Genomic DNA, 17,520 nt, shown 5'->3' with positions numbered 1-17,520 from the left:
CAGGGCACCGGCTGATCGGGGCGTCTGTTGTCAGTGGGCGCTGAGAGGATTGCGACATGGCGGGTGACGTATTTGGTTTTCATGTACCTCGTGTGTGCCGGGTCCGCGGCGAGAGTGCCACTGCTGAGGACCTGATTCCCTTGGCCACCGAGGCGTTTCGCTCAGGCGACGAGGAGGTGGTCACGGAAGGTGCGGGACTGCGCGAAGGAGCACTGGCGCTGCCCTCTGTCGTGGCTGCTGCTGGGGCGACGGTCGTACTGGGCGAGCCGGGTGCCGGTAAGACCTCGGTGCTGGAGGACCTCACCGACGGGCTGCCCCGCGTCGTCGACTCGTGGGCAGGTGACACCGACGCCTGCTTGTGGGTATCGGGCGCGGACCTGACTGAGGTTTCCTACCAGGACGAGCTGGGCCGACATCTCGACGCGCTGCCGACGGCCGGAGAGGCTGCTGGGGATGCCGGCGTGCTGACAGTGGTTCTGGACCAGACCGACGAGAGTCCGCTGCGTCCGTACCTTTCAAGACGGTTGAACAAGTCGCTGCGCAACCGGGACACGACCCAGGTCCGGTTTCTCATGGCCTGCCGGACTGCCGACTATCCAGCCGCGATGACGCCCGTACTCTCTGACGCCTTTGGGGCGTGCTGGTGTGTCGACCTGGCTCCGCTGAGCCGGGATGAGGCCGTGGCGCTCGCGGACAGCGCCAAGGTGGCTGGCAAGGAGCTGGTGTCGGCGGCAGAGGCAGCAGGCGCCTCGGTGCTGGCCGGTGTCCCGTTGACCTTGGAATTGTTGGTCCTGACCTATCGAGCCGACGGGCGGCTGCACGGTACACCGGAGGTTCTCTTCGCCCGTGGCGTGGGGTGGCTCGCGGAGGACCCTGATCCTCATCGCCTCAGCAGGGCCGTGATCACCACCGCTCCGCAGCGCCTGCAGGCGGCGGGACGAGTCGCCGCCTGGATGTTGCTGTCCGGTCGTCGCACCGTGTGGCGAGGCGCTGCGTTCACCGCTGGAGAATTCGACCTGCCGGGTGGCGCACTGGCCGGCGGTAAGGAGCGAACCGCCGCGGGCTCCTACGAGGTCACGCCCCAAGTGTTGGAGGAGACGCTGGCGACGGCTCTGTTCACCACGCCGGACGACAACAGGGTGGCGTTCCGGCACTCGTCTGTGGCCGCATACCTTGCTGCCCGGTATCTCACTGAGCGCGGAACCACACAGCCGCAGCTCGAGAATCTCTTCCTGGTCGGCGCACCGGTCGGAGGTACCGCGAGCATCCCTTCTCCGCTGCGGGAGACCGCCGCCTGGCTGGTAGCGCTGAACCCCACGGCCACCGATTGGCTCGCTGATGCCGATCCCGAGAGCCTTGCCGTGCACAGCGCGCTGGTGCGCTCCGATGAGGCGCGTCGGTTGACCGTGGCGAGGCTCCTGGAACGTGCGTCTCAGGTCGAACTCGGCGACACGCGCTGGGAGCTGTCCCGTTGGGATCTGCGCCATCCGCTGCTGGCGGACCAACTCGCCGATGCGTTGGAAGCAGTCTCAAGCGATCAAGCCGCCGACTGGCAGATCAGAGCGCGCATCCGCGTGGCTGTCCGACTGGCGCAGGACGCCGGCTCGGCTCACCCCAGGCTGGCGGAGGCGCTTCTGCGACTGGTTGAGGACGACGCCTGGCACCAGGCGGAGCGCCGATTGGCTGCGCGCGCTGCCTTCGACTGCGATGCCGACCGCGCAGCGCCCGTCCTCTCGCGAGTTCTCGCCTCGCTGGCCGAGTCGTCCTATGCGGAGAAGACGGACCCTGACCACGACCTCCGGGGCACCGTACTCACCCTGTTGTGGCCGAACCACCTGGATGCGGTGACCATGCTGGCTGCACTACGCCCTCCGTCCCCGCACACATACGGCATGAACGCCCACTTCTTCAGGACCATGCCCAGCGATTGCCCGGACGCCCAATTGCCAGCCGTTTTGGACTGGGCGCAGAAGGCCGTCCTGCAACCCGAGCCCTCAGCCACCGACTTCGTCTTCGCCTCCCATCGCATTGAGACGTCGTTGATCGACTCTCTGATGGACCGCGTCCTTCGCAGCCGAGAGCCGGCACAACACCTTGGCCCCATGTCGAAGATCGTCTTGCACCTCCTTCGCGACCACAAGAAGATGCACCTCCCCGACTGCTTGCAGCCCAACGAGCGCGGAGAAGAGCCCCCCAGTACACAGTCACTGCGTAGGCTCTTGACCGAGGCACTTGTAACTGAGGCCGTCCACGCGGCGGTTGATCCACGTGAAGCGGCCTGGTTCATCGCGTACGACTGGGAACTCCCCGCGTCGCTGCGACGGAACACTGCCTCGGCACCCCAACCACTCATGCGTCACCAACTGGTGGACGGAGCGGACTTCACATGGGCACTGAGGCAGACGAATCTGGCAGCGGCGTCTGGAAGCGAGCAACTCGTCGCCGCGTACGGCGAGCTGGCCGCCCAGCTGTTTCCGCGCGACGATGACGAGGCATTCGAGCTGGCCTACGACGAGGAGCACCCGGCCTGGCCGCATCTGAGTTCCTTCTACGATGCGATAGAAGTCGACAGCCCCCTGGCGACGGCGCTGCGCCGGAATCATCGTGCGGAGAGCAGCCTCTGGCCGGAGGCAGGGGAGTTCATCGCCGAGCAGGCCCGGCTCCTCGCCCAGGCCAGAGGCGGTGACAACCACAGCCTGTGGCAGTTCCTGTGGCGCCTGCGTGTCGATACGCAAACGGGCCAGCTGGAGAGTTCCTCCGATGCCATGCGGACCTGGCCGGGAGCCGCTGTCCTTGCCGATGATCTGTCGGACCTGCCTGAACTCGCACTGCGCTACCTCACCACGGAACACGACCAGGCAGACTCGTGGCTCGTGCAGTCGCACCACGACAAGCGCTCCTGGACTGGGTACGCCCTCCTGATAGAACTGCACCGCGACGACCGGCTGGCCGAACTGCCGAAGTCGGCGTGGAGCTCGTGGACTGCCGCAATTCTCACCGAGTTCGTGGGCACGTCGACCAGCTACACGGAAGCTGCTCGTCGCGATCTGCTGCGCCTGTCCGCCGTCCACGCACCCAAATCCCTCGCCCGCCGCATCACCGAGCTGGTGCCAGCGGCACTCGCACAATCTCGGCAGCCCATTGAGCTCGACGCCGTCGACCCGCGCTGGGCCACGGAGCTGCGCTCAGCCATGGAGGACCTCGTCCTCGAGCTCAAGACCTGTCTAGAAGCCGGGCCGAGAGCAGATATCGGGGAAGAACAGGGCGGCCCGGCAAGCCAGGGCGAACCCCTGATCCTGCCTGCTGGCGATGCGGCACAGGACGCCGCACTGCGCACCTGGCACAGTCTGCTGGGCGCCCTCCTGGCTGCGGGAAGCACGACCGCGAGCGGCATCATCGACGCCGCGCTCCACAAGCATCCGGAAACCCCCGGTGCCGTGCAGGTCGCCGTGCTGGCCGCCCACACCCTACTGACGACGGATGCCGAGGCGAACTGGCCCCGTGTAAAAGCGTTCACGGCGACCGACGCGGATCTTGGCCGTCGCCTGGCCGAAGCGTGTGCCCGCACTGAGATCTGCAAGCAGATCCAGGGCTCCCTCAATGAGGCCGAGGTTGTGGAGCTGTACCTGTGGCTCAGTGACTTGTATGCCCCCGAGGAGGACGAATCGCGTCTCGGTGTGCATAGAGTGAGCGCGTCGCAGGAGGCGCAGGAGTGGAGAGACGGACTGCCTCGCGAACTGAGCCGACGGGCCACCGTGGAGGCCGTCCGGCAGCTGCGACACCTGTCGGACCGGTATCCCGAGCGGCTCTCCATCGCCGCGGCCTTCGTCGCGGGAACGAAGCAACACGCCGCCGCGACCTGGAGCCAGGTGCGGCTGGAAGACGTCATACGAGTCCTGCAGGACCCCGCCCGGCGCGTGATCCGTACAAGTACGGACCTCCTCGATGCCGTGTACGAGGTCCTAGACCAAATGGGCAACGAGATTCCCTCACACGGTGAGCTGCTGTGGGACCGCACGCCCGGCAGACGCTCTCGGACGAAGTCCACTTCGACCACGGGCACCGAGTCCGTCCCAGAGACCTGGCGCCCCAAACCTGAAGCAGCCCTGTGCGCCTACCTCGCCCATGAGCTGACCTTGCGGCTGGGCGGTCACCGGGTCGCGGTGAACCGGGAGGTGCTGATCCACCCCACCGATGCATACGGCGCAGGTGATCGCACCGACATCCTCATCGACGCCCTGCCCTCACCCGGCGACGAACTCGGCCCCACTCCCGGCGGGCCGGTGAAACTCGTCATCGAGGTCAAGGGATCCTGGAACCCGGATCTTGCCACCTCCCAGGCAGAGCAGCTGGCGGGTAGGTACCTTCCCGAGGCAATGACGGACGTAGGTATCTACCTCGTCGGCTGGTACCCAGTCGAGCTCTGGGACGCCGAGAAGGACAGCCGCAAGACACAGGCGAAGAAGCTGGAGCGCGACACCCTGCTTTCCGATCTGCAGGCCCAAGCGCTGCGCCTCGCCCAGGCAGAGGCGATTCACCTTCGCCCCATGGTGATCACCATTCCACGACCGCACCGACAAGCCGACGTCTGAGCGCCGTGCGGTGCCCCCGCCCCTCCGGGAGACCCGCAAGAGGGGTACCACGGGTGGTTCCGTCGTCAGAGGTGACGGCGCATCACTTCGATGCAGGCGGCTCGGGCTGCGTTTGACCGGTCGCGGGGGTAGGCGGAGCCGAGGTTCATGCTGTCGTCGGACGTGAGGGGCTGCTGCTGCCAGGCGAGACTCATCTGTGTGCCAGCTTCCGCACGGGCCGTGGCGACGAGGGCCGCGTACGGTCCCGCCACGGACGACGCTTCGATCTGGAGCCACGCCTGGTGGAACGCCATGCGCGCCAGAAGGCCGCTCACCTCGTCCGTGAGCTGCTGCCGGACGGAGGCCGAGGACTCGGGGCGGCGCCGTATGCGGTATGGCATCTCCAGGTACTCCTCGACCGCCGTCAGGGCTTCCGCGAAGGTCTTGGCCCGGCGCTCTCGTCGCACCGCCCGCTGGTTGAGGGCGTAGGTCAAGAACGCGCCGAACACAGCGATGAAAGGGACGATCAGCGCGGTGGTCTGGGCCCACGTCCACCCGCCACCTGTTGTCGCTGTCGCCGCGATGACCTCCACGCACCACTCCCCGGCATGCCGTGTGGGGCATCCTCCACCAGCCACTGGCCGCCGTGCTCACCGCCGGTGAGCCGCCAGTAGTGTTCGAGGAACAAGTGTGTGCGGACTATCTCGATGAGGTCCAGGAGTCCCTTCGAACTCGTCCACCTTCGCTCTTCTGGATCGAGCGGGTGCCAGAGGCAGAGGGCGTCGTCCTCCGAGTAGCGATGCTTCGAGGGAGCCCTCGGCTTGGCGTGGACGCGCGGGAAGTCCTGGGGCTTGAGGCCGTACGTCAGGTAGGGCGGTTCCTTGTAGAAGCTGATGTTGACGTCGATCGGGTCGGGTTCACCGATGACGTCGAGTCCGGTGAGTTCATACGTCAGTGAGTCGCGACGGTATGTGTGCCGGAGGGCGGAGCCGAAGCGCCGCCGGGCGTCGCGTTCGAGCGGGGCCCACCAGGCAGGCTGGGCCCCGTACCAGACGGGCATGGCTCAGATTCCCCAGGCCCGGGTGGGCGTGACGAGTCCGACGGCGAGCCCGAGGCCGGTGGCGGCCGTGCCGCCCGAGCGGACGGTCGATGCCAGTCGGTCGGCCTCCTCCTGCGTGGCGTCCGCGTCCGGGACGAGCTCGGGGAGGACCTGGTGGAGGGCGTGCTGGGCGCTGAGCGGGCGCCCGGCTGCCTCGTGTTCGATCGCCAGATCGACGTAGTCGCGTGCAGTGCACAGCCGCTTGTGGACCTCGTGGCGCGGCATGTTCAGAGGGATTGGCCCCGCCACGCCGGCCGGGTCCGGTGTCGGTCCCTTGTCGATCTCGGCGGCCGCGTAGGTGAAGAAGACCTGGAGCGCGTCGATCAGCGGCATCGGCTCATCGAGGCATCCGAGAGCGAGGGCCTTGATGTTCCACGAGCACATGGGCTTGCTGTGGGTCCCGTTCCAGTGCTTCAGCAGCCGGACCGTACGTGCGAAGACCACCTTCGTGTCCTTGATGGCCTTCAGCACCATCTTCGTGTGGGTGATCGGGTCAGCGCGGTCCCATTGGTCCGCGGTCTTCGTGTTCGGGATGTACAGCCCGCGGCCCGACGGGTGGGGGATCGCGGTCATGACGTCCGCGGTGAAGTCGGGCTGTCCGTCCGTGACCGGCTCTCCGAAACGCACCAGGACGGCACGGCGACGGCCGATCACCTCGATCGTGAGCGCAGGGAATTCCTCGTCAAGATCGTCGTGGATCACGTCCCGCACCGTTTCCATGAGGGCCAGGGCGCTCTTCTTGCCCGGTCCGTACGGCTCGGCGTCCTCCTCGGCGAGGACCACGCCCAGATCGACGTCGGTCAGAGGGGTGTTGGCGTCGCCGTGCGCGACGCTGCCGTTGAAGTAGGAGGTCGAGCCCGGGAAAGCCCGGCGGGCGGACGTGGCGAGGAGTCGACGGCGGCGCTTGGCCTCGTCGAGTTCTTCGTCGGTCACCTGGATCTTGCGGCGTCCTTCGTCGACGAGCGACGCAAGGGACTCTTTGTGAACCATCTGTACCTCTCTGTACTCAGGCCCCCCTGTTTCCACTTTAGCAAACCATACGCATTCCATTCTTGGCAACAGTGTTTGTGAGACTGGAAGAAGGGGCGTGAGTGCGAGAGGATGCGAACAGATGGACGGGTTCTACGAGGCGTTCGGAGAGCGGGTCCGGAAGGCGCGTGCCGCTCAAGGGATGAACCAGCAGGAGCTGGGGAGCGCCGTCGGGCTCAACCGCACGTCGATCAGCAACATTGAGAAGGGGCGCCAGAGGGTCGCGTTGCACATGCTTTTCGAGTTCGCCGCAGTACTGCAGGTGGATGCTGAATCGCTGTTGCCCGCGCCCGACGGCCGCTCGGACGTCTTGGACGAACTGCCGGAAGACGCACGTGGCTGGGCCCAGAACGTGCTGGCCAACGCGCAGAAGGAGGCAGACCGTGGCTAGGCGAGCGGAACAGGCGGCGGGGCGGCTGCTGGCGGAGGCGGGCGAGGTCGTACCGCCGGTCAATGTGGAGCGGCTGGCCACTCACCTCGGCATCGTTGTCTCCCGGAGCACCTTCAAGGACGGAGACGTCTCCGGCATGCTCGTCCGTCAGGACGGCCAGTCTCCGGTCGTAGGCGTCAACGACACTCACTCCGATCACCGTCAACGGTTCACCATCGCCCATGAGCTGGGGCACTTCTTGCTGCACCCCGGGCGCGATGTCGTGCTCGACCGGCCGGTCCGGGTCAATCTCCGCGACAAGACCTCCAGCATGGCGACCGACCGAGAGGAGATCGAAGCGAACGCCTTCGCAGCGAGCCTGCTGATGCCGGCCGGCCTCGTCCGATCGGCACTGCAAGGGCTGCCCGCGGTCGTCCGTCAGGATCCGGATCGTTGTACCAGCGCGTTGGCTGACATCTTCGACGTCAGTGAACCGGCGATGGGATTCCGCCTCATCAATCTCGGGCTCGTGAGCTGACGCAGGTTGGTTGACCGGCCTCCGGCGACTCCGACAAAGCGGCTCGCTAGGCGGAGCCCTTGGCCGCAGGCTGATGCCCTGCTGTCTTCTGGCGCCACCGATAGGGCAGTTCATCGTTCGGGCCGTTGTTAGTGTGACCCCGATCAGCAGCCTTCCAGGGGTGGGACGTGGGCCGCTGAAATCACCCGTGGGGGGTCACATGAAGAAGATCGCAGCCGCAGCTATAGCGAGCTTGCTGCTCGTGGGATGTTCCAGTGCATCGGAGAAGACACAGGGCGCTGAGCGGGCACCGGAAACAACCGCCATCGAGAGTCAACCTGCTGAAGAAGCCGAAGTTCTCGAGGCTGAGCCAGACCCCGTCACCGTCGAGATCGACTGCTACGGGGACGCCTACTACTCCTCTGCTGAGGAGGCGTGGCCGGACGAGCAAGAGATGTGTGAGGCCGAAGTCGTCGGCTCGGAAATGAGCGCTACCGAGACGAAGGCCGTGGAGACCGCCTATGGCGAAGGGGGCGACTTGGGCAGTCTCGGCACCTTGTACGGCATGTGCGCACAGGCGGGGCCGGAGAGCTGGGACTACCTCCAGCAGGCAGGCTCCGAAGAGCAATTGCAGGAGGTCCGAGGCGCCCTCGTCCTTTGCCCGGAGCACCCCCAGAAGAGCAAGCTCCACAAGCTGATCGGAGGAGCCGAGGAGCGCAACAAGCTGGAAGGCGAAGGGCGCGTCTTCGGCGCCGGTGTCTACCGGGTAGGCACTGAAATCAAGCCCGGCACCTACTACGTGATCGATGTCGAAGGGTGTTACTGGGAACGAATGGATGCCAACGGCGAGACGATCGACAACAACTTCATCACCGCCGCGAAGCGAGCCCAAGTAACCATCAGCGCAAGCGACTACTCCTTCAACAGCGAGAGTTGCGGACAGTGGCAGCCCGTTGGGACCTGACCGCTCGCAGGCCGACGAGGGTCCGCGCGCTGAGTCGGCGGCCCCTCGGACGGATCACAGTTGACGGAGGTCACTGCATGCCTGATTCGCCGTTGAGCGTCCGTGCCCGAGGGACCCTGCCAGTGTCCATTCGAGATCGCCCGATGCCGAGGCAAGGTTCCAGGAACTGAGGAAGCCTGAGCCCGCCAACTGGCCAAGAGCACCGGTGAATGCCGTGCCTGTCAGCCCGCACTCGTGTGCCAGTCGGTCGAGTTCCGCGCTTGCGTGCCTGTTCTCGGGCGCCGTGTAACACGCCAGGCACACCGCAGCCAGCCGGGGAAGCGGCGCGGAGCCCGCACGAGCGCGGGAGGCGGTACGCAGCGCCCAGTCGGCGGCGTTTAGCCGATCGGGACGTGCTGGGTGCTGGGTGTATAGCCCGGCGTCGAGCAATTGCGCGGCCACAACGGGCCCGGCACAGGGCGGCAGCGGAAGGCTCGCGCGCAACCATCGCGCCCGTTCGAGCTCCCGCCATGGCGCCGAAACAGATCCCAACCGCAGGCTGCGCAGCACGCCTGTCGACAGGCTGACGTGTCCTGAGTCGCGTATGCGCAGGGCGCATTGCAACGCAATGAGTCGGGCGGCGGCGCTGGTCTCTGCCGGCAGTGCGGCGGCGAGGTAGCTGAGCATTTCGCGAACTCGGGTCTGCCGGTCCGGTTCCTTGGGGCGGCGTACTCCACGTCGTTCACGCCCGAGCGTTGTGGATGCCGCGGATGACAGAAGCGTGTCCGGGACCACCGCAGCCTGTGATGTGGCCATGGCGCAGGCCGTGCAGGCGTCAGTCAGTCGCCACATCCGACCGCCGCGATCGCGCGTGAGCACGAGCCGGATGGGGCCGCTGCAGCCGCGGTGGCGCGGGTGCCAGCTGCATCCGCGCTCGTGGCACTGGCATGTACGGAGGTGAGCGGGGAGCAGCTCGCTTTGGGCGTGTCGCGCCAGGTGGGCGAGAAGCTCCGACCTGGCGGATGAGCCGCTGAGCGGACGCCCACCATGGGGGCATTGCTGGCACACGAGAATCGGTCCGCCGGGCAGTGCGCGCAGCTCCACGGTCCAGGTACGCCGGACCCCGAATCGTGTGGTGCAAAGCCTCATGGGGGGCGTGTTCCTCCCGTCATATTCCGCGCCGTACCCGCAGAAGATGAGGGCGGCCCGCACACGGTAGTGCAGACCCCTGCCCTGTCGTTGATGTCGCCACCTGCAGAAATAGGGCAGAGGTCTGCACTGACAGGGCAGTAGTCTGCACCGTCGGATTGTCGGGTGACGATCTTCCCGCCCGACCCGGACTTCGAGGCGCTGCGTCTGGAGCTCGCGCGGCTGCGGGCGGCGCGGGGCTGGAGCTATGACGAGCTCGCTGCCCAAAGCGGCCTGGCCAGGAGGACTCTCATCGAGATCGAGCAGGGCCGCACCCTCGGCTCCCTCAAGACCTGGCACGCCCTCGCCCACGCATTGGGCACCCCGCTCGACGAGCTCTTCGGGGCCCTGTGTGAAGGGCATGACGCCCCAGGCCGGACGGGCGGCTGACCGCCACCTGCAGGGCTCGGACCAACCACCCGAACCGGCGATCCAGAGCGAACCCGTGAGCAGTATGTCGCGCGGGCGTTCTATGAATTGAGGCCGCCCGGGGGACTCTTTCGGCCCTGGCGCCGCCGATACGGCGTGTTGCCTGGCACCTTCGCGCGCATGCCTTCCTCATCTTCCTCCCCTCGCCGCTGGGACCGGAGCTCTCGGGGCGTCCACCACCGTCGGTCACTGCGCCTCGACCCCGGCGGCGCCAGTCGGCTTCTGCGCTGTGGTCAACGCGACCGTTGCCGGGACTGCGGAAATCCGATCGAGTGGTATCTCCGCGGCAACGAGCAGCCCGTCCGACTCCACCCACGCGAACTTCCGGCGGCCGCGGTGCCTGAATCCTGCCGTTGGCACGTCAGCTCCGGAGTCGCCCATCCCGCCGGTGACGGCAGCGCCTGGTGCCGCCTCCCGCACGCAGTCGTCTGCCCCGCCCGCGACGCCGATCCCGCAACGGTGTCCGGGCTGGCCGCATTGCGTCGCAGTCTCGCCGTCAACATGCGTCGCCTGGTCGACAGCGGCGTCTTCGAACCGTCCGCCTCACCGGACAACCGAACGATGCCGACGGCTGTCTGCCGCCCGGCCCGGCCAATCGTGCAGCTCCTGTATGTGCGCTACCTCGCCGCCCGTCCCGTCGACGAAATCCAGTGTGTCGCCCAGACCCGGCGCCGACAGCGATGCCCCCACACACTGGCCGGCTCCGATGGCCCGGCGGGCCGCTGGACTCTGGTGCCAGCTACCGCCGAGCGAGGGCAACTTGCCCTGCCAGCCACGGCCATGGCTGTCTACGACCTCACGGCTCTGCCCTACGAGGAGCAACTGCGCTGGCGTACGCAGCGTTGCGCTCAGCACGCGGCCACCCCAGCGGCCGCCGATCTGGCAGTGGCCGAGTGGGAACGCTTTGACCCCTACCTCCACCTCGAGCACATCTGCACCCGACTGCCCACCCGCAACCGTCACTCAGGCCCGGAAGGCCGCGCGTCGAGGCCGATCAGGCTGTGAACCACCACTTCGCCGCCGAGATCATCCTCACTCGGCCCGCTACTGCCCGCGAAATCCAGCGCGCCTGCCGTGTTGTGCCGCTCGCCACGAACGCGGACCGCACACGACTGATGACCGTCTACCAGGGCAAGACACCTGGCCGCGCCCTGCGATCGATTCGCCGCCGGCTGCACGGACTATTGCCCATCGACGTCCTGACCACCCACTATCCCGATCAGCGGGGGCAAGTCCTGCTCAACATCAGCTTGAGCCGGGCCGTCCGCGCCGAGATCAACCAGGCCGCAGCCGCACACAGCGAGCGGCCGGAGCAATTCCTGAGCCGAAGCATGACCGAGTCTCTCGCACGGCAGGAACGCGACCACACCCGGAGACTTACAGAACAGCTTGAAGCCCTGCTCGCCCAGCACTCGTCTGAAGACGTACTCGTGTGCACAGCCCGCGCCTTACTTCACCGGCGCCTGGTAGCGCCCCGACCTTAAGAAGCTGCCGACGCCCGTCGGCGGACTGCTCGCAGCCCCATCGCCCTCCCTCCATCCCGCGGAGCCCTCGTTGCACACGCCCACAGACGAACAGGCCCAAGCCGTCGACGTTTTCCGCGCGGGCCACCACGTGGTCCTTCAAGCGGGCGCCGGAGCCGGGAAGACCAGCACATTGGCTCTACTCGCCGCGAGCACGCGGCACCGCGGCCGATACCTCGCCTTCAACAAGGACATCGCACGCGATGCTGCCGCCCGCTTTCCCGGCACCGTGCTGTGCAAAACAGCCCACGCCACCGCCTACGCAGCCCTTGGCCACCGCTACGTTCGCCGTCTGAACAGCCCTCGACAGCCGGCGTGGCGGACCGGACAGGCACTTGGCATCACCAAACACACCCGTATCGGCGACCACGACGTCAGTCACAGAACGCTTTCCCACACCGTGCTGCGCACCGTGACCCGCTTCTGCTACTCCGCCGATCGAGCGCTGGCCAGCCATCACGTACCCCACCTGCGCCGACTGAGCACAGCTGATGAGCACCGCCAACTCATCGACGCAGTTATGCCGTTCGCTACGAAAGCATGGGCCGACCTGCACAACCCAGACTGCGGCGTCGTCCGGTTCGAACACGACCACTACCTCAAGATGTGGGCCCTGACCGAACCGAAGGTCGAAGCGGACTTCCTTTTCCTCGACGAGGCCCAGGACACCAACCCCGTTCTGGAACAAGTCTTCGCCGCTCAGCGGAACCACGCCCAGCTGGTGATGGTGGGAGACTCCGCTCAGGCCATCTACGGCTGGCGCGGCGCACGTGACGTGATGACCGATTTCGAGGCCACGCACCTCACCCTGACTCGCTCCTTTCGCTTCGGTCCCCGCCTGGCCGAGCAGGCCAACCGATGGCTTGCCCTCGCCAGCGCCCCCATCCGTCTGACCGGCACCAAGGAGATCCCTACCGAGGTAGGTCATATCGCGTGCCCCGACGCAGTGCTCTGCCGCACCAACATTGGCGCCATGACCGAGGTCATGCGCCTGCTTGCGGGTGGCTACCAAGTCGCCTTGGCTCGTGGCGGGCACACTCTCTCCGCGTTGGCGCTCGCCGCGCGTGAGCTGAAGAGCGGCCGTCGGACCACCCACCCCGAACTCGTGCTGTTCGCCTCCTGGGGCGAATTGCAGGACTACGCAGAGCACGACCCTGCTGGCAGAGACCTCCAGCCTTTCATCGATCTCGTGGACACCCACGGACCTGACGCCATCCTCGCGGCGGTCGACAAGCTCACCGACGAGGAGAGCGCCGACGTCACCGTCTCCACCGCCCACAAGGCGAAGGGCCGCGAATGGTCCACCGTCACGATTGCCGGTGACTTCTCCCCGCCAAAAGACTCCGAACAGAAAGATGACCAAGGCCGCCCGATTCCGGAACCAGTTGACGACGCTGATGCCCGCCTCGCCTATGTCGCTGTCACCCGCGCACGTAGCCGGCTCGACCTCGGCGGATTGTCATGGATCGACGACTACCTGACTCAGCGCCCGGGCGCGATCCCGGATGCCGAGTTGCCCGGCGGCCGTAGCTTGGTGGGTGCCTGAAAACAAGGTCAGTAGGCTCTCGGCCATGGCGGGGTGGGCGCCAGGGCTGAGTCATCGGTGCCTGGCGTCTGGGAGGTGGTGTGGTCCAAAGGAGCAGCAAGACCGCTCGGAAAGTGGGCGCGCGTACGCCTGCGCGCGCGTAATGGGTCCGCCGGAGCTTCGAGCCACGTCGCGTACATAGATCTTGCCCACATCACTTAGCCGTCCTCGAGCGTTCACCAGGCTGTTCACCATGCATCGACGGCGGTCGATGCATTAGTGCCCCCTGGAGCTCTCTCCGCATTACCGTGGAAGCGTGACGGAACCGCTGGACGTCCTGGTGGTCGGTGCTGGGCCGACCGGTCTTGCGCTCGCCGCGCAGCTACGCTCGTATGGGGTGACGTTCCGGGTCATCGACCGCAGCCTCGACCTGGCCCACGAGTCCCGCGCTCTGGCCATCCAGCCGCGCACGCTGGAGGCGCTGGCCGGACTCGGATTCGCCGACGAGCTGGTCGCGCGCGGCAGCCAAGCCGTGCAGCTCAGGATGCACCTGCCGCGCCGTGTCCTGTCGCTTCCGCTGTTCGACATCGGCTGCGACGACACCCCGTACCCCTTCCTTCTGTTCCTCTCCCAGGCCGAGACAGAGGACGTCCTGGGCGGGCGACAGGCGGAGCGCGGCACCGAGCTGGTCAAGCTGTCGGCTGAAGACGACGGGGTTGTATGCGTGGTGAGGAGTAGCGACGGTACGGAGGAGCAGGTGCGGGCCCGTTACGTGGTCGGCTGCGATGGTGCGCACAGCACGGTCCGCACGCAGGCGGGCATCGCCTTCGAAGGGCGTGCCTATCCGCAGACGTTCCTTCTGGCCGACCTGGAGGTGGACGGGCTGGAGGCCGGTGCCGCGCACGCGTATCTGACGGCCGTCGGCATGCTGTTCTTCTTCCCTCTTGGTTCGCCCGCGAGTTGGCGGATGCTGGCGATACGTCCGCCCGACGCCCCGGATGGTGATGTCGATCTGGAGCAGCTCCAGGAGATCACCGACCGGTACGTGGGTGAGGGCCTGCGGCTGCGGGACCCGGTGTGGATGACGGTGTTCCGGTTGCACAACCGCGGTGCCGCCCGCTACCGCTGCGGGCGGGTCTTTCTGGCGGGGGACGCCGCCCACATCCACAGCCCGGCCGGTGCGCAGGGCATGAACACCGGCATCCAGGACGCGCTCAACCTGGGCTGGAAGCTCGCGGCGGTGTGCCGGGGGAACGGGACGGAGGAGCTTCTCGACACCTACGAAGCGGAGCGGGCGCCGGTGGGCCGTAACGTGCTCCGCTTCACCGACCGGGCCTTCACGATCGGCACCAGCCGCAATCCGTTCATCCGCCTCGCCCGGAACCGACTCGCTCCGCTCCTGGCCCCGTTGGCGCTGCGTTCGACGCGGCTGCGTGGAGCGGCCTTCCGGACGCTGTCCGAGCTCGCCATCCACTATCGGAGCAGCCCCGCGTCCGTGGCCGGGCCGCATGCCCCGCGGCGGGGCCCGCGGGCCGGTGACCGGCTGCCCGACGTGCCCCGAGGACTTCAGGGTCACACCGCCATACCGGGCTGGCACCTGTTGCTGGCCGGGCAGGATGTTGTCTGGCCCGAGCGGTTGCTCGGCGCGGTCACCCGGGGACGGGCGGGCCTGCTCACCGTCCACTGGCTCGGCCCGGAAGGCCCTTGGGCAGGAGGCCCGGTACACGGGCTGGTCCGTCCCGACGGTTACTTCGGCTTCGTGGCGGGCGGTACTGACCTGGAGGAACTGTGCGTCTATCTCGACCGCTGGCTGCCCACTGAGTGACGATCCCGGACAGTAGCCCGGCGGGCGCAGGGCCGTTGCCCGGGCAACCGATCAGTTCCCCGGACAACGGACATCGGCCCTGCGTCAGCCCACCTCAGTCGGCCCAGACAGCCACCACCGACGGACGCGGCAGCTTCCCCGGCCCGTCCGGCCAGGCGGAGCCCGGGTTCTCGGCAGTGGCGCCGGTGGTCTCGCCCGGGTGCTGGGGCGCGACCAGGATGCGGTCCCGGGTGATGATGGGGCCGCAGCACTCGGCGCCCTTCGGTATGGACAGGAACTGCTTCACGTGCCCGCGTTCGGCACCCTTGAGCGGGACGGCGAAGAGGCCGTCGTGATAGCCCAGCGCGGCCCCGTCGGTGGCGATCCACAGGTTGCCGTGCTCGTCGAAGGCGACGTTGTCCGGGCAGGAGATCGGACTGACCCGGGACTTGTCGAAGCCGGCGAAATACGTCGACGGGTCCTCGGGGTCTCCGCAGACCAGCAGGAGCTTCCAACGGAAGCTCTTCGCGGCGGCGTCACCCCGTTGCTCCTCCAACTCCAGGATGTGGCCGTGCTTGTTGCCCTTGCGAGGGTTGGCCTCGTCGGGCCCCGCCTTGCCGGTGGCGCCGCGGTGGGAGTTGTTGGTGAGGGCGACGTAGACGCGGCCGGTGCGCGGGCTGGGCTCGACGTCCTCCGGGCGGTCCATCTTGGTGGCGCCCGCCTTGTCGGCGGCCAGGCGCGTGAAGGCGTACACCTCCGCGGCGGTCATGCCCGGCACATGCGAGACGTTGCCCGTCGCGAGCGGGATCCACTCGCCCGTGCCGTCGAACTCACCGTCACTCGGAAGCTTGCCGGCGCCGTCGATCTCGGCGGCCGGACTGTCGCCGGTGAACTTGGCGACGTACAGCGTGCCTTCGTCGAGCAGGCGCATGTTGTGCTCGCGGGCCGAGCGGCTGCTGCCCTTCTTGGCCCTGTTCTCCCCAAGCCCCGGCGAAGTGACAAGTAGCTCTCTGTAATCAGAGTGACGCTCGGTCCGGGAGAGCGAGACGGGGTTCGGAGACTTCGCCGCCCTGGAGGGCGGCGGGCCTGGGCGACGGCTTCGGGGTACGCCTCGCGCTTGGCGTGCTCGGCGAGCGCCCGGTAGATGCTGGCCACGGAGGGGTTCTGTCCCTTGCGCTTCGCCCCCGACTTGTTCCGCAGCCGCTCCTGGTCCTCCTCCAGCAGCGTCCAGACCTCGATCAGGTCCTCCGGCTCCCACTCCTGCCGCACCCCGAGCTCCCTCCGGTCGCCATGACCGGACCAACCTCCCCGAGCACGGCCCACGATGAGCCCAGAAGATCAAAAACGCTAACAAGCACACCCCAGATCCGCTACAGAGAGCTACTTGTCACTTCGCCGTGGCTTCGGGAGAACAGGGCCATCACCGCCGACACCGGCTGGTCCACCACCGCCACGACCGGAGCGTTCTCCGGCGCCCTGCTCGTCTCCGCGTTGATCGGCATCCCTGTCGGTCGGGTCCTCGACCACCGTGGTCCCCGCGCAGTCATGACGACGGGTTCCGTCCTGGGCGTGATCGCAATACTCCTGGTAGCGCGCGCCCCCAACTTGACGATTTTCACGGCTGCGTGGCTGCTCGCCGGGGTGGCCATGGCCGCCACCTTCTACCAGCCAGCCTTCGCCGCCCTCACCCGCTGGTGGGGCGAAGACCGCGTCCGTGCCCTGACTGTCGTCACCTTGGCGGGTGGTCTCGCCTCCACCGTCTTTGCGCCCCTGACAGCGTTGCTTGTAGAATACCTCGGCTGGCGCACCACCTACGCGGTCCTTGCCGTGTTCCTGGCCGCCATCACCATCCCCGTTCATGCCTTCGCACTCCGCGGGCCCTGGCCGCCAGCCCCATCACACCCCACGCGCCAGGTCGATGGCAGCAGATCAGTCGCCCGCAGCCGGCCGTTCCTGCTCCTCGCCGCAGCCTTCACCCTCAATGGCTTCGCTATGTATGCCGTCGTCATCGCCCTCGTCCCGCTGCTCATGGAACGTGGGGCGAGCGCCGCGGCGGCTGCCTGGGCGCTAGGCCTCGGCGGCGCAGGCCAGACCCTGGGCCGCACGCTCTACTCCAGCCTCGTCCGCCGAACCGGCGTCGCCACCCGCACCGTCGCACTGATCGGCCTCAGCGCAGCAACCACCGCGCTGCTCGGCGCTATCCATGGGCCCATTCCGCTCTTGATCGCCCTTGCTGTCGTGGCGGGCATGGTGCGCGGCAACCTCACCTTGCTCCAGGCCACAGCGGTCACCGAGCGCTGGGGCGCTGCGCACTACGGCAGATTCTCTGGCCTTCTTGCGGCTCCCGTGACTGTTGCCAGTGCTCTTTCTCCCTTTGTCGGCGCCGCTCTGGCGGCAGAACTTGGCGGCTACCCGACGCTCTTCGCGGTGCTGGCGACAGTTTCTGTGTTGGCGGCTGTCATAGACGCCGGCGCATCCCGCAAACGGCGGATATCTGGGAATTGAAGTCGCACTTCGCTCAT

At 67.4% G+C, this 17,520-nt stretch carries 13 protein-coding genes and 1 pseudogene; 10 read left to right on the top strand and 4 right to left on the bottom strand.

Annotated elements, in window-relative coordinates; all coding sequences use genetic code 11:
• Positions 1-140 precede the first annotated feature (140 nt).
• A complete protein-coding gene (locus GAS53_RS15870; RefSeq protein ID WP_151478237.1) occupies positions 141-4,592 on the top strand; it encodes a hypothetical protein in 4,452 nt (1,483 codons plus the stop codon).
• 65 nt (positions 4,593-4,657) lie between these two features.
• Here the strand turns inward: GAS53_RS15870 and GAS53_RS15865 are convergent, their stop codons facing one another.
• Genes GAS53_RS15865 through GAS53_RS15855 form a run of 3 tightly spaced genes read right to left on the bottom strand, consistent with a single transcriptional unit; the run spans position 4,658 to position 6,660 of the window.
• On the bottom strand, positions 4,658-5,065 hold the full coding sequence (locus tag GAS53_RS15865) for a hypothetical protein (protein ID WP_225858944.1): 408 nt from the start codon (positions 5,063-5,065) through the stop codon (positions 4,658-4,660).
• Positions 5,066-5,097: 32 nt separating this feature from the next.
• Positions 5,098-5,631 carry a hypothetical protein gene (locus GAS53_RS15860; RefSeq protein ID WP_225858943.1) on the bottom strand — a complete coding sequence of 178 codons (534 nt, stop codon included), beginning with the start codon at positions 5,629-5,631 and terminating at the stop codon, positions 5,098-5,100.
• A gap of 3 nt (positions 5,632-5,634) precedes the next feature.
• Entirely contained in the window at positions 5,635-6,660 is a 1,026-nt protein-coding gene (locus tag GAS53_RS15855) for a nucleotidyltransferase (protein WP_151478235.1), read from the bottom strand.
• Between the two features lie 121 nt (positions 6,661-6,781).
• Here GAS53_RS15855 and GAS53_RS56280 point away from each other — a divergent pair, with 121 nt between their 5' ends.
• The 8 genes from GAS53_RS56280 (at position 6,782) to GAS53_RS15810 (ending at position 15,019) form a co-directional block, all read left to right on the top strand.
• A complete protein-coding gene (locus GAS53_RS56280) occupies positions 6,782-7,090 on the top strand; it encodes a helix-turn-helix domain-containing protein (RefSeq protein ID WP_151478234.1) in 309 nt (102 codons plus the stop codon).
• Entirely contained in the window at positions 7,083-7,607 is a 525-nt protein-coding gene (locus GAS53_RS15845) for an ImmA/IrrE family metallo-endopeptidase (protein WP_225858942.1), read from the top strand. The genes GAS53_RS56280 and GAS53_RS15845 overlap by 8 nt, the downstream gene beginning before the upstream one ends.
• A gap of 199 nt (positions 7,608-7,806) precedes the next feature.
• Entirely contained in the window at positions 7,807-8,550 is a 744-nt protein-coding gene (locus GAS53_RS15840; RefSeq protein ID WP_151478232.1) for a hypothetical protein, read from the top strand.
• Between the two features lie 1,293 nt (positions 8,551-9,843).
• Complete coding sequence (locus GAS53_RS15830; protein ID WP_151478231.1) at positions 9,844-10,107, top strand: helix-turn-helix transcriptional regulator; 264 nt, start codon at positions 9,844-9,846, stop codon at positions 10,105-10,107.
• Positions 10,108-10,266: 159 nt separating this feature from the next.
• Positions 10,267-11,151, top strand: a complete 885-nt coding sequence (locus tag GAS53_RS15825) for a DUF6083 domain-containing protein (protein ID WP_225858941.1) — start codon at positions 10,267-10,269, stop codon at positions 11,149-11,151.
• Positions 11,148-11,630, top strand: coding sequence for a hypothetical protein (locus GAS53_RS15820; protein WP_151478230.1), 483 nt, complete (start codon positions 11,148-11,150; stop codon positions 11,628-11,630). Before GAS53_RS15825 ends, GAS53_RS15820 begins: the two co-directional genes overlap by 4 nt.
• 70 nt (positions 11,631-11,700) lie before the next feature.
• Entirely contained in the window at positions 11,701-13,215 is a 1,515-nt protein-coding gene (locus GAS53_RS15815) for a UvrD-helicase domain-containing protein (RefSeq protein WP_151478229.1), read from the top strand.
• 295 nt (positions 13,216-13,510) lie between these two features.
• Complete coding sequence (locus tag GAS53_RS15810; protein WP_151478228.1) at positions 13,511-15,019, top strand: FAD-dependent monooxygenase; 1,509 nt, start codon at positions 13,511-13,513, stop codon at positions 15,017-15,019.
• Between the two features lie 94 nt (positions 15,020-15,113).
• Here GAS53_RS15810 and GAS53_RS15805 read toward each other — a convergent pair.
• Positions 15,114-15,971: pseudogene (locus GAS53_RS15805) on the bottom strand (PhoX family protein); the annotation flags it as partial.
• 317 nt (positions 15,972-16,288) lie between these two features.
• Between GAS53_RS15805 and GAS53_RS15795 the strand changes: the two are divergent.
• Complete coding sequence (locus tag GAS53_RS15795) at positions 16,289-17,503, top strand: MFS transporter (protein ID WP_151478226.1); 1,215 nt, start codon at positions 16,289-16,291, stop codon at positions 17,501-17,503.
• Positions 17,504-17,520 lie beyond the last annotated feature (17 nt).

This window comes from Streptomyces albicerus (assembly GCF_008905045.1).
Classification (GTDB): domain Bacteria; phylum Actinomycetota; class Actinomycetes; order Streptomycetales; family Streptomycetaceae; genus Streptomyces; species Streptomyces albicerus.
This window is presented reverse-complemented; position numbering and strand designations above follow the sequence as displayed.

What these genes read in the sequence shown, in the direction of transcription:
- GAS53_RS15860 (WP_225858943.1), bottom strand. Translation starts at nt 5,631, where the DNA reads ATGCCCGTCTGGTACGGGGCCCAGCCTGCCTGGTGGGCCCCGCTCGAA.
- GAS53_RS15855 (WP_151478235.1), bottom strand. Translation starts at nt 6,660, where the DNA reads ATGGTTCACAAAGAGTCCCTTGCGTCGCTCGTCGACGAAGGACGCCGC.
- GAS53_RS56280 (WP_151478234.1), top strand. Translation starts at nt 6,782, where the DNA reads ATGGACGGGTTCTACGAGGCGTTCGGAGAGCGGGTCCGGAAGGCGCGT.
- GAS53_RS15840 (WP_151478232.1), top strand. Translation starts at nt 7,807, where the DNA reads ATGAAGAAGATCGCAGCCGCAGCTATAGCGAGCTTGCTGCTCGTGGGA.
- GAS53_RS15825 (WP_225858941.1), top strand. Translation starts at nt 10,267, where the DNA reads ATGCCTTCCTCATCTTCCTCCCCTCGCCGCTGGGACCGGAGCTCTCGG.
- GAS53_RS15795 (WP_151478226.1), top strand. Translation starts at nt 16,289, where the DNA reads ATGACCGGACCAACCTCCCCGAGCACGGCCCACGATGAGCCCAGAAGA.